The sequence below is a fragment of the Stenotrophomonas sp. Steno-Z4 genome (genome assembly GCF_056393145.1).
The window spans coordinates 42,317-55,417 of the sequence record NZ_JBWJPC010000003.1 but is presented as its reverse complement, the minus strand read 5'-3'; the positions used below and the strand labels follow the sequence as shown (position 1 = coordinate 55,417).

Annotated in this window: 9 protein-coding genes; 6 read left to right on the top strand and 3 right to left on the bottom strand. The window is 66.8% G+C overall.

The window, feature by feature from the left end; genetic code table 11:
* Positions 1 to 82: 82 nt before the first annotated feature.
* The 3 genes from AC06E7_RS08920 to grxC all read right to left on the bottom strand — a co-directional run bounded on the left by AC06E7_RS08920 (position 83) and on the right by grxC (position 2,073).
* The gene (locus tag AC06E7_RS08920; protein ID WP_068849569.1) at positions 83 to 1,090 is read right to left on the bottom strand and encodes an isocitrate dehydrogenase; all 1,008 of its coding nucleotides are present in this window, start codon (positions 1,088 to 1,090) and stop codon (positions 83 to 85) included.
* A 297-nt stretch (positions 1,091 to 1,387) separates the two neighbouring features.
* Positions 1,388 to 1,780 (bottom strand): carboxymuconolactone decarboxylase family protein, encoded by a 393-nt coding sequence (locus AC06E7_RS08915; RefSeq protein ID WP_019185812.1) that lies wholly within the window; start codon positions 1,778 to 1,780, stop codon positions 1,388 to 1,390.
* Entirely contained in the window at positions 1,777 to 2,073 is a 297-nt protein-coding gene (gene grxC / locus AC06E7_RS08910; protein ID WP_478064233.1) for a glutaredoxin 3, read from the bottom strand. Before grxC ends, AC06E7_RS08915 begins: the two co-directional genes overlap by 4 nt.
* A 108-nt stretch (positions 2,074 to 2,181) precedes the next feature.
* Here grxC and AC06E7_RS08905 point away from each other — a divergent pair, with 108 nt between their 5' ends.
* The 6 genes from AC06E7_RS08905 to AC06E7_RS08880 all read left to right on the top strand — a co-directional run bounded on the left by AC06E7_RS08905 (position 2,182) and on the right by AC06E7_RS08880 (position 12,976).
* Entirely contained in the window at positions 2,182 to 3,822 is a 1,641-nt protein-coding gene (locus tag AC06E7_RS08905) for a M48 family metalloprotease (RefSeq protein ID WP_095364538.1), read from the top strand.
* Positions 3,823 to 3,934: 112 nt separating this feature from the next.
* Entirely contained in the window at positions 3,935 to 4,624 is a 690-nt protein-coding gene (phoB, locus tag AC06E7_RS08900; RefSeq protein WP_068849561.1) for a phosphate regulon transcriptional regulator PhoB, read from the top strand.
* Positions 4,625 to 4,642: 18 nt separating this feature from the next.
* Positions 4,643 to 5,983, top strand: coding sequence for a phosphate regulon sensor histidine kinase PhoR (gene phoR / locus AC06E7_RS08895; RefSeq protein ID WP_068849559.1), 1,341 nt, complete (start codon positions 4,643 to 4,645; stop codon positions 5,981 to 5,983).
* Between the two features lie 20 nt (positions 5,984 to 6,003).
* A complete protein-coding gene (gene ppk1 / locus AC06E7_RS08890; protein ID WP_478064602.1) occupies positions 6,004 to 8,061 on the top strand; it encodes a polyphosphate kinase 1 in 2,058 nt (685 codons plus the stop codon).
* 125 nt (positions 8,062 to 8,186) lie between these two features.
* Entirely contained in the window at positions 8,187 to 9,713 is a 1,527-nt protein-coding gene (gene ppx / locus AC06E7_RS08885; protein WP_068849555.1) for an exopolyphosphatase, read from the top strand.
* A 344-nt stretch (positions 9,714 to 10,057) separates the two neighbouring features.
* Positions 10,058 to 12,976: a TonB-dependent receptor domain-containing protein gene (locus AC06E7_RS08880; RefSeq protein WP_478064230.1), complete on the top strand. Its 2,919-nt coding sequence runs from the start codon at positions 10,058 to 10,060 to the stop codon at positions 12,974 to 12,976.
* Positions 12,977 to 13,101: the final 125 nt, after the last annotated feature.

The following is a 13,101-nucleotide window of genomic DNA, read 5'->3' as shown; positions in this document are numbered from 1 at the left end:
TAACAGTCGGCTCTACCTGTGGAGCAGCCGACTAACAGTCGGCTCTACCGTCGGCTCTACCGTCGGCTCTACCGCTGCCCGGTTACAGGCGGCTGGCGATGGCCTGGGCGAAGCCCATGGTGTTGCCGGTGCCGCCGAGGTCGCCGGTCAGCGAGTCCTTGGCTTCCAGCGTGGCCACGATGGCCTTGCGCAGGCGCTCGGCGTTTTCAGTCTGGCCGACATGGTCCAGCATCTGCGCGGCCGCCAGCAGCAGCGCGCACGGATTGGCCTTGCCCTGGCCGGCGATGTCCGGGGCGGTGCCGTGCACGGCTTCGAAGATCGCCGCGTTCTCACCGATGTTGGCACCCGGGGCCAGGCCCAGGCCGCCGACGAGGCCGGCGCACAGGTCGGAGATGATGTCGCCGAACAGGTTGGTGGTGACGATCACGTCGAACTGCTCCGGACGCATCACCAGCTGCATGCAGCAGTTGTCGACGATCATTTCCTGGAACTCGATGTCCGGGTACTTGGCCGCCACTTCGCGCGCCACGGCCAGGAACAGGCCCGAGGTCGACTTGATGATGTTGGCCTTGTGCACGGCGGTGACCTTCTTGCGGCCGGTGCTGCGGGCCAGCTCGAAGGCGTAGCGCACGATGCGCTCGGAGCCCTTGCGGGTGATGCGGGTGCCGGAGAACGCGGTTTCGCCGTCGGCCGAGACTTCCTGGCCTTCGGCCAGGTAAGCGCCTTCGGTGTTCTCACGCACGGTGACCAGGTCCACGCCGTCGCCGAAGCGCGACTTGGTGTTCGGGAACGACACCGCCGGACGCACATTGGCGTACAGGTCGAAGTGGCGACGCAGGCTGACGTTGATCGAGGTGAAGCCACCACCGACCGGCGTGGTCAGCGGGCTCTTCAGGGCGATCTTGTTGCGTGCGATCGATTCCAGGGTGGAGGCCGGCATCAGGTCGCCGTGCTTTTCCAGTGCGACCAGGCCAGCGTCGGCATCTTCGTACTCAAAGCCGGTGTCCAGCTTGCCGAGCACGAACAGGGTGGCGTCCATGATCTCCGGGCCGATGCCGTCACCGCGGATGACCGTGATTTTCTGCGTCATTTGATCTGTTTCCGAACCGAGGGGGAGCGCCGTGGGTCCGGGGTCCGGAGCGTCGGCGCAAGGGAAGTTTCACCCGCAATTATGCCCCAGCCAGCCCCCGGACCCCAAATAGACCAAGGTAGCGCCGGCGTTGGCCGGCCCACCGATCGCCTGGACCCGTACCGACCAACGGTCGGTAGCTACCGGGCCTTCGGCCCCATGGCCACGCGGGCGATCCGTACCGACCAACGGTCGGTACCTACCGGCGCCGTGACGCGCCGGGGTAGCGCCCGACCGTTGGTCGGGCGGCGCCATGCATCAATGTTCGTGGACGGCCGGGGCTTCAGCGCCGCCTTCCAGCTGGTCCAGGAAGTCCACGGCGCGGCGCAGATGCGGGATGACGATGGAGCCGCCGACAACCAGGCCGACCGAGAAGGTCTCGAAGAACTCCTCGCGGGTCACCCCGGCGTCCTTGCACTGGGCCACGTGGTAGCTGATGCAGTCGTCGCAGCGCAGCACCATCGAGGCGACCAGGCCCAGCAGCTCCTTGGTCTTCACATCCAGCGCGCCGGCCTGGTAGGTCTGGGTGTCGAGCGCGAAGAAGCGCCGCACCACCTGGTTGGGCTCACCCAGGATGCGCTGGTTCATGCGCTGGCGGAACTCGGTGAACTCGGCGATCCGGTCCTTGCTGCCGTCGTCCGCAGCGCTCATGCGCCTTCCCCGTTCAGCAGCGGCTCAAGCTTTCCTTCGCGGTGCAGGGCCATCATGTCGTCGTACCCGCCCACATGGACTTCACCGACGAAGATCTGCGGCACGCTGGTGCGGCGGGTCTTGGCCATCATCTTCTCGCGCTCGACCGGGTCGAGGTCGATGCGGACTTCGGTCCAGCTCTCGCCCTTGCTCTTCAGGAAGTTCTTGGCCGCCACGCAGTACGGGCAGACGGCGGTCGAATAGATGGTGATGGGCGGCTTCCCACCCGGGTTGGAAGCGACATCTTGGCTCACGGGAAACTCCACAACGGAACGAGTGTCTGTATATGGTAGCCCTGCGCTGGATTTTCCATGTCATCACCGCAACACTGCGGATCACCCGCAGCTCCCAGGAGTTCCTGTTTGCGCCCTTTGCTGCTCTCTGCCGCGTTGACCCTGGCCTTGGCCGCCCCATTGGCGTCGGCCCAGGACAGCAAGCTGCCGGACATCGGCTCGTCGGCCGGTGAGCTGCTGACCCCGGCGCGCCAAGCCGAGTACGGCGGGATGATGCTGCGCGAGCTGCGCAATTACGGCTTCCTGCTGGATGACCCACTGGTGGACGACTGGCTGCAGACCATGGGCGCGCGGCTGGGTTCCAACAGCGCCCAGCCGCGCCAGTCCTACACGTTCTTCATGCTCCGGGACCGGCAGATCAACGCCTTCGCCACCCTGGGCGGCTACGTGGGGGTCAACGCCGGGCTGGTGCTGACCGCAGAACGCGAGGACGAGGTGGCTGCGGTGCTGTCCCACGAAATCGCCCACGTCACCCAGCAGCACGTGCTGCGCGGGGTGGAACGGGCCCAGCGCGACCAGATCCCGATCCTGCTGGGCATGCTGGCGGCGGTGGTGGCCGCGCAGCAGGCTGGCGGCAACTCCTCCGGCGATGCCACCATGGCCGCGATCACCTCCGGCATGGGGCTGATGCAGCAACGCCAGATCAACTACACCCGCAGCAACGAATCGGAGGCCGACCGCCTGGGCATCCGCACCCTGGCCCGCAGCGGCTACGACGTGGATGCGATGGCCGGCTTCTTCGAACGCATGTCCGCCTCGATGCGCGGCAATGCCGGCGGCTATTCGGTACCGGATTTCCTGCAGACCCACCCGGTCAACACCACCCGCATCAGCGAAGCCAAGGCCCGCGCCGAGCAGATGAAGAAGGACACCGTGCTGCTCACCACCGAAGTGCCCGGCGGGGTGCGCCAGGAACGGGTGGACCCGGCCGACCCGGCGCTGTCCGACCCGCTGGTCCGGCGCACCAACCCGCTGCTGCCTTCCTCGATGCAGATCTCGGTGAATTCGCTGAGCCGGGGCGGCACCGGCCAGTTCGAGTGGGCGCGCGAGCGCCTGCGCGTGCTCAGCGCCGATACCCCGGGCGAGCTGGCCACCGAGTACCAGAACCTGCAGCGCGCGCAGAAAAGCGGCCTCAACGACGCCCAGCGCTATGGGCTTGCCCTGGCGCGCCTGCGCAACAGCGGTGCGGCCGAGGCCCGGCGCGACCTCACCGAACTGCTCAAGGACCACCCGGACAACCTGTGGGTGGCACTGGCGCTGGCCGAGTCCGAGTCGCGCTCGGGCCAGCCGGCCCAGGCCAACGCCCGCTTCGACGCGCTGCTGCGCCAGCACCCCGGCAGCCGCCCGGTGGCGCTGACCTACGCCGAGATCCTGAACGAACAGGGCGGGCGCGAAGCCGGCCAGCGCGCGCAGGCGATGCTGCGCCCGCTGTTGTCGCAAAGCGGCAACGATCCGGTGTTCCAGCAGCGCTATGCCCGCGCCAGCGAGCTGGCCGGCGACACCCTGCGCGCCAGCGAGGCCTACGCCGAGGCCGCGTTCCTGAACGGCCGGCCGGAGCAGGCATTGATGCAGCTGCAGGCGCTCAAAAAGCAGCCCGCACTGGATTACGTGGGCCGGGCCCGGGTGGATGCGCGGATCGAGAGCATCACCCCCACCGTGCTGGAGATGCGCCGGCAGGGCATCAACGACCCGGAGCTGGAACGGCGCTGAACCGCGCCCGGATGACCGTGGGATGGCAATGCCCTCATGGCCGTCACAAACATGTCATGAAACCGTAGTCTACTGGGCTCAATCCCGGTCTGATGAGCAATACGGTGGGCACGTGCAGAAACGCATCCTGATCGTCGATGACGAACCCGCGATCCGCGAAATGGTCGCCTTTGCCCTGCGCAAGGGTGATTACGACCCGATCCACGCCGGTGACGCCCGCGAAGCGCAGACGGCCATCGCCGACCGCGTACCGGACCTGATCCTGTTGGATTGGATGTTGCCGGGCACCAGCGGGCTGGACCTGGCCCGGCGTTGGCGCAAGGAGGCCCTCACCCGCGAGGTGCCGATCATCATGCTGACCGCGCGCGGCGAAGAGAACGACCGCGTCGGCGGGCTCGAAGCCGGGGTGGATGACTACGTGGTCAAACCGTTCTCGGCCCGCGAGCTGCTGGCCCGCATCCGCGCCGTGATGCGGCGGGCGCGCGACGACGACGAGGACGGCAGCGTGGCGGTGGGCAGCATCCGTATCGACGGTGCCGCGCACCGGGTGTTCGCCGGCGACCAGCCGGTGCCGATCGGCCCGACCGAGTACCGCCTGCTGCACTTCTTCATGACCCACCCCGAGCGCGTATACACCCGTGCCCAGTTGCTGGACCATGTGTGGGGCGGCAGCGTATATGTGGAGGAGCGCACCATCGATGTGCACATTCGCCGGCTGCGCAAGACGCTGGAACCGTTCGGCGCTGAAAACATGGTGCAGACCGTGCGCGGTGCAGGCTACCGGTTCTCGACCTCGACCTGATTTTTCCCTGGGACCGCAATGCCGCGCCACATCCGCTCCGCCTGGTTGAAAACCCTTGCCACCCTCGCCGTGCTGCTGCTTGCCGCCGGCCTGGTGGGCCTCGCCACCGGGCATGTGTGGATGTGCATCGCACTGGCCTCCATTGGTGCGCTGGCCTGGCACTACTGGCGGCTGCGCAAGGTGCTGCGCCGGCTCACCGCGCGCCAGCGCTGGGACATGAGCGGCGGCAACGGGGTCTGGAACGAACTGGACCGGCTGCTGTACCGCAACCAGCTGGAAATGCGCACGCGCAAGCGGCGCCTGCTGGACATGCTGCGCAGCTACCGCGCGGCTGCCGCCGCGTTGCCGGATGCGGTGGTGGTGGTGGACCGCAACAGCCAGCGCGTGCAGTGGTTCAACGAATCGGCCACCACGCTGCTCGGCCTGCACCATCCCGGTGACCTGGGCGAGGCCCTGGTCGCGCGCCTGCAGCCGATGCCGCTGGCGCACTGGCTGGCCGGCGGCCGCAACGCCGAACCGATCCTGGACGTGCCCTCCCCGGTCGATCCGGCGATCCGGCTCAACCTGCGCCTGATTCCCTATTCGCCCGACTACTGGCTGCTGATCGCGCGCGATGTGAGCAAGCTGCTGCGGCTGGAGCAGGTGCGCCGCGACTTCGTGGCCAACGTCTCGCATGAGCTGCGCACGCCGCTGACGGTGGTGCACGGTTACCTGGACATGATGGAGCCGGAGGATTTCCCCGGCACCGGGCCGATGCTGGAGGAAATGCGCAGGCAGTCGCAGCGCATGGCCCAGCTGGTCGAAGACCTGCTGACCCTGTCGCGCCTGGAATCGCAGGAACACACCGAAGAAGAAACCGTGGCGATGGCGCCGATGCTGGCCACGCTGCGCCGCGAAGCCGAGGCGCACAGCCAGGGCCGCCACCAGATCAGCGTGATCGACAGCGCCGGGGTGGACCTGCAGGGCTCCAACAAGGAACTGCACAGCGCCTTTTCCAACCTGGTCACCAACGCGGTGCGCTACACCCCGGCCGGCGGCCGGGTCGAGGTGGAGCTGGCCCGCGAAGGCCACGGCGTGGTGCTGGCGGTACGCGATACCGGCTATGGTATTCCCGCCACCCACCTGCCGCGCCTGACCGAGCGTTTCTACCGCGTTTCCAGCAGCCGCTCGCGCGAAAGCGGTGGCACCGGGCTGGGCCTGTCGATCGTCAAGCACATCCTGGGCCTGCACCACGCGCGCCTGGAGATCCAGAGCGAGGTCGGCAAGGGCAGCGTGTTCTCGTGCCACTTCGATGCCGACCACGTGCGCGAGCGCACTGACGTGGCCACCCTTTCCTCTGCAGAAGACTCCTCCGCATGAGCACCCTCGTTCCCATCGCCATGCCGGCCGAAACCGATCCACTGCGCGACCCGGCCCTGTACATCAACCGCGAGCTGTCGCAGCTGGATTTCAACTTCCGCGTGCTGGCCCAGGCGATGGACCCTCAGGTGCCGGTGCTGGAGCGGCTGCGCTTCATGTGCATCTCCTGCACCAACCTGGACGAGTTCTTCGAGATCCGCGCCGCCGCGGTGCGCCACGCGCAGGAATTCGGCCTGCCGCCGGCGCCGGATGGGATGGCGCCGCAGACCATCCTCAACGCCATCCATGACCGCGCCGCGGAGCTGGTGGACCAGCAGTACCGCTGCTGGAACGACACGCTGCGCCCGGCGCTGCACGAGGCCGGCATCGACGTGCTGGGCCGGCACTCCTGGAACCACCGCCAGAAGCGCTGGCTGCGCGCCTACTTCCGCAACGAGATCATGCCGGTGCTGTCGCCGCTGGGCCTGGATCCGTCGCATCCGTTCCCGAAGATCCTCAACAAATCGCTGAACATCGTGGTGGTGCTCAAGGGCACCGATGCGTTCGGCCGCGCCGGCCACCTGGCCATCGTGCGCGCGCCGCGCTCGCTGCCGCGCATCATCCAGCTGCCGCAGACCCTGGGCGGGGCGCAGACCTTCGTGTTCCTGTCCTCGGTGCTGTCCACCTTCGTCGGCGAGCTGTTCCCGGGCATGGAAGTCCAAGGTGCCTACCAGTTCCGGGTGACCCGCAATTCCGAGCTGGTGGTGGACGAGGAAGAAGTGGAGAACCTGGCGCTGGCGCTGCGCGACGAGCTGGTCGATCGCGGGTATCGCCCGGCGGTGCGGCTGGAAATCGCCCAGGACTGTCCGCGCGACATCGTGCGTACGCTGCTTCAGAACTTCGGCCTGACCGAGAACGCGGTGTACCGCATCGACGGCCCGGTCAACCTCAACCGTGTCATCCAGCTGTACGACCTGCTGGCCCGACCGGAACTCAAGTACCCGCCGATGAGCCCGCGCACGCTGCGCGACAGCGACGGCATCTTCGAGGTGGTGGCACGCAAGGACGTGCTGCTGCACCACCCCTTCGACGCCTTCACCGCCGTGCTCGACCTGATCAAGCAGGCCGCGGTGGACCCGAACGTGCTGGCGATCAAGCAGACGCTGTACCGCACCGGCAAGGATTCGCTGATCGTCGATGCGCTGATCCAGGCCGCACGCAACGGCAAGGACGTCACCGTGGTGGTGGAGCTGCGCGCGCGCTTCGACGAGGAAGCCAACCTGGGCCTGGCCGACCGCCTGCAGGAAGCGGGCGTGCAGGTGGTGTACGGCGTGGTGGGCTACAAGACCCACGCCAAGATGCTGCTGATCGTGCGCCGCGAGGGCCGCAAGCTGCGCCGTTACGTGCACCTGGGCACCGGCAACTACCACAGCGGCACCGCGCGGGCGTACACCGACCTGAGCCTGATCACCGCCGATGCCGATATCGGCAACGACGTGCACCTGCTGTTCCAGCAGCTGTCCGGGCTGGCCCCGCGCACGCGCCTGAAGCGCCTGCTGCAGTCGCCGTTCACCCTGCACGACGGGCTGCTGCAGCGGATCGAGCGCGAGATGCACCTGGCCCAGAGCGGCCGCCCGGGGCGGATCATCGCCAAGATGAATGCCCTCAACGAACCGCAGGTGGTGCGTGCGCTGTATGCCGCTTCGCAGGCCGGGGTGCAGATCGACCTGATCGTGCGCGGGGCGTGCACGCTGCGCCCGGGCGTACCGGGGGTCTCGGACAACATCCGGGTCCGTTCCATCGTCGGCCGTTTCCTGGAACACAGCCGCGTCTACTGGTTCGGCAACGACGGCGCGTCCGAGCTGTACTGCGCCAGCGCCGACTGGCTGGAGCGCAACCTGCTGCGCCGGGTGGAGACCTGCTTCCCGATCCTGGACCCGGAGCTGGCCCGCAAGGTGTACCGCGATGTGCTGCAGAACTACCTGGACGACAACCTCAACGCCTGGGAACTGCACGCCGACGGCGAGTACCGCAAATGCAGCCCCGGCCCCGACCAGCCCCCGCACTCGGCGCAGATGGCGTTGATGCAAGGGTTGTAGATCGAAGATCTACAACCCGGGTAGATCCCGACCGTTGGTCGGGATTCTTTTGGTGCGGCCTCCGGTCGCATCATGTGAAGGCCGTGCGGTGACGCCGCGACCCACCCTTCGGCTACCATTCGCAAATGCCGCATACCTCCACGACTCCGCCCGCCCTGCAGGATGGCGACCTGCTCGCCGCCGTCGACCTCGGTTCGAACAGTTTCCACATGGTCATCGCGCGCTACACGCTCGGGCAGCTGCGCGTGGTCGACCGCTTGCGCGAGACCGTGCGCATGGCCGATGGCCTGGATGGCAAAGGCGGCTTGTCAGCGGACGCGCGCCAGCGCGCGCTGGAGTGCCTGGCCCGGTTCGGCCAGCGCATCCGTGGCATTCCTTCGGTACGCGTGCGCGCGTTGGCTACCAACACCGTGCGCCAGCTGCGCTCGCCGCAGGCGTTCCTGATGCCGGCCGAAACCGCGCTGGGGCATGCCATCGAAGTGGTCAGCGGGCGCGAAGAGGCCCGCCTGATCTACCTGGGCGTGGCCCATGCGCAGCCGCCCAAGCCGGACCAGCGCCGGCTGGTGATCGACATCGGCGGCGGCTCCACCGAATTCATCATTGGCCAGGGCATGCAGACCCTGGAGCGCGAAAGCCTGCAGGCCGGCTGCATCGCCAGCACCCGGCGCTTCTTCCCGGGCGGCAAGCTGAGCAAACGGCGCTGGAAGGATGCGCTGACCGAGATCGGCGCCGAGTTCCAGCAGTTCGCCACCAAGTACCGCGCGCTGGGCTGGCACGAAGCGCTGGGCTCGTCAGGCACGCACAAGGCGATCAGCGAAATCTGCGCCACCATGAAGCTGAGCAAGGGCGCGATCACCGCCGAAGCGCTGCCGCAGCTGCGCGATGAGCTGCTCAAGGCCAAGCGCATCGAGGACATCAACCTGCCCGGGCTGTCGCCCGACCGCCGGCCGATCATCGCCGGCGGCATCCTGGTGCTGGAAGCGGCGTTCCAGGCGCTGGGCCTGCAGAAGCTGCTGGTCAGCAAGGCGGCGATGCGCGAAGGCATCCTGTACGACATCCTCGGCCGCGCCAGCGAGAACGACCTGCGCGACGAATCGGTGGACGCGCTGACCCTGCGCTACGGCATCGATACCGTGCAGGCCGATCGCGTGCAGCGCACCGCGCTGGACCTGTTCGCCCAGGTCGAAGGCAGCTGGAACCTGGACCCGGACGACGCACGCATGCTCGGCTGGGCAGCGCGCCTGCACGAGCTGGGCCTGATGATCGCCCACAGCGGCTACCACGTGCATGGCAGCTACGTGCTGGAGAACTCGGACATCGCCGGCTTCTCGCGCCAGGAACAGCAGCTGTTGGCCGCGCTGGTGCGCAGCCACCGCCGCAACGTCTCCAAATCCGCATTCGATGCCCTGCCCGAACGCCTGCTGTTGCCGGCCCGGCGCATGACCGCCCTGCTCCGGCTGGCGGTGCTGCTCAACCGTGCCCATGAGGACACCCCCGTGCCGGCGCTGGAGCTCAGCGCCGACGACAGCCGCATGTCGCTGATCCTGCCGCAGGCCTACATCGATGCCCGCCCGCTGCTGCGCGCCGACCTGATCGGCGAAACCGACGGCATGGCCGGGCTCGGCGTCCAGTTCCGCCCGTTCGTGGCCTGAGCCGCGTCCGCGGCACCCGCCTCGCTGCCGCTCCAGACACTGCGCCACCATACGTGACGGTGTGCGCAGATCCACGTGCTGCGTTGCAGTATCCGGATACATTGCGACATATCCGGATACATCGGGCAGATTCAGCAAAACTTCACAATTCATTGATGCATAAGGAAATTTGTCTCTTTGGTTACGAAGAGGTGAATTTTTTTTGGCAAAAAGCTTTACACCGGCTTAACGACTGGGACTAAGATCGAATCACCGGCCCATTTGGGCTGGTTTTCGAGGGACGCGGGACACTTGGGACCCCGCCGACCTCTTTTGATTCAGTTCTGAACCAGAGAGAGAGCCAAATGACTTCACGCATCAACGTACTCGGGCAGGCGATCCGCTATGCCCTGGTCGCCGGTACCGCTGGCCTGGTGGCCGCCCCGGCCATGGCACAGGACGCGCCGAACCCCACCAACCTGGATCGCATCGAGATCACCGGTTCGCGCATCCGTACGGTGGACGTGGAAACCGCGCAGCCGGTGTTTGCGATCAGCCGCACCGACATCGAGCGCCAGGGCTTCAGCTCGGTCGCCGACATCCTGCAGAACGTGACCGCCATGGGCAGCCCGACGATCAGCCGCGCCAACGCGCTGACCGCCGGTGAGAACGCCGGCGGCACCTACATCGACATGCGCAACCTGGGCACCCAGCGCACGCTGGTGCTGGTCAATGGCAAGCGGCTTGGCATCAGCACCTCCGGCTACCAGGACGTGTCGACCCTGCCCGTCTCCGCCGTCGAGCGCATCGAAGTGCTGAAGGACGGCGCCTCGGCCATCTATGGTTCCGACGCGATGGCCGGCGTGGTCAACATCATCACCCGCGGCAACGTCACCGGCGTCACCGCCAACGTCTACCACGGGCAGTACAGCGAAGGCGACGGCGCCCGCGACCGCTTCGACGTGGTGGCCGGCTGGAGCAATGACCGCATCTCGCTGACCCTGTCGGCCGAACACGCTGAAGAGAAGGGCGTGTGGGCGCGCGACCGTGGCTTCAGCCAGTACGGCATGACCGATCGCCACCCGCTGGATTCCAGCAACTGGACCACCATCAGCCAGTACGGCCAGATCACCGGTCTGCGCGGCCCAGGCTGCACCGCCACTGCTGGCTGCGGTTACTCGCTCAACCGTGGTTCGGACCCGACCCTGCCGGGCAACTACCACCGCACCGACACCACCCCGTTCACCGGTGATGTGAGCAACGCCAACGACCAGATGCACGTGATGTATCCGCTCAAGCGCGATTCGGTGTACTTCGATGGTCGCTTTGCGATCACCGACAGCATCAACTTCCGCACCGAGCTGGGTTACAACGAGCGGGAGTCGACCCGCCAGATCGCCGGTTACCCGCTGCAGTCCAGCACCGCCGGGGTCGGCTCGATGTCGATCAACAGCTACTTCAATCCGTTCGGCAACCAGCACGGCTATGCCACGCCGACCGCGGTGGCCTGGAACCGTCGTACCTGGGAAGTTCCGCGCGTTACCACCAGCAACCTGAAGACCTATCGCGCGGTGGCCTCGTTCGACGGTTCGTTCGACATCGGCGAGCGCTACTTCGACTGGGAAGCGGGCTACCAGTACAACCGCAATGAACTGGAATCGGTGGCCACCGGCAACCTGCACAAGGCGCGCGTCGCCGGCGGCGTGGGTCCGTCGTTCCTCAACGCGCAGGGCCAGGTGCAGTGCGGTACCGCCGCCGCCCCGATCTCGTTCGACGTGTGCAAGCCGTGGAACCCGCTGGTGGCGTACGGCGTGACCGCGCCGAACGGCCTGTATGGCAACGAAGAGCTGCAGGCCTGGCTGTTCCCGGAAGAAACCACCAAGGGCCGCACCACCTCGAAGAACTTCTTCGCCAACATCGCCGGCTCCGTCTTCACCCTGCCGGCCGGCGACCTGGGCTTCGCCTTCGGCGTTGAAAGCCGCAAGGAAGAAGGCAAGTACACCCCCGATGCGCTGGCCCAGACCGGTGCCACCACCAACCTGGCCGCCGGCCCGACCGGTGGCGACTACACCGTCAACGAAGCCTACCTGGAGCTCAACATCCCGGTGCTGGCCGACCTGCCCGGTGCGAAGGAACTGACCTTCAACGGCGCCACCCGCTTCTCGGACTACGACACCTTCGGCAACACGCTCAACAGCAAGTTCGGTTTCAAGTGGAAGCCGATCGACTCGCTGATGGTGCGCGGTACCTGGGCCGAAGGCTTCCGTTCGCCCACCATCAACGACCTGTTCGGTGGCGGTTCGGAAACCTTCGCGCAGTTCAGCGATCCGTGCGACACCGTGTTCGGCTCCTCGCGCACCAGCGCCGAAGTGCGCGCCCGCTGCTCGCGTGACATCGCCAGCGCCGCCACGTTCCGCCAGCTGCGCCAGGGCGGCACGCCGGTGACCGTGGCAACCGATGCCACCCCGGTGCCGTTCACCTCCGGCTCCAACCCGACGCTGACCCCGGAAACCTCCAAGAGCAAGACGCTGGGCCTGGTGTGGAGCCCCGGCTTCATCCAGAACTTCAACGCCTCGCTGGACTGGTGGAAGATCCGCATCGACAACACGATCATTGCCGACACCCCCACCCAGATCCTGATCGACTGCTATGAGCAGGGCATCGACGCGCGCTGCTCGCGCTTCGAACGCGATCCGGTCACCGGCATCGTGACCAACCTGAAGTTCGGCAACCGCAACGCCGGTTTCCTCGAAACCGAAGGCTACGACCTGGACCTGAACTACCGGATGGACACCGACTTCGGCAAGTTCTCGCTGAACTCGGCCACCACCTACGTGTCGAGCAACATCTACCGTTCGACCAATGACGCCAGCGTCGTGCCGACCCCCACCAACGGCATCGGCAGCGGCTTCCGCGTCCGCTCCAACCTGGTGCTGGGTTGGGACCTGGAAAACTTCGGCATGAGCTGGACCGCCCGCTACTACTCCGGGGTGAAGGAACAGTGCGCCAACATCGCGCTGTACCCGGAAGAGTGCTCGGATCCGAACCAGTACGCACCGTGGTACAAGGGCTCGCGCAACTACAACGAGCGTGGTTCGGTCACCTTCCACGACCTGCAGTTCCGCTACAACCTGCCGTGGGAAGCCACCGTGTCGGTCGGCGCCAACAACGTCTTCGACAAGCTGGGCCCGATCATGTACAGCAAGCCGAACTCGGCCTTCTCGTACTACGGCGGTTACGACATCGGTCGCTTCATCTACATGAAGTACCAGCAGCGTTTCTGATCGCCCCGCGCGGTTGATGCACGATGACCACGGCCCTTCGGGGCCGTGGTTTTTTTGTGCCCGGCGCGGCGTCATGTGCTGGTCATGTCGATGTCATGTCGGCTACATCGCCAGCCCCGAGCATG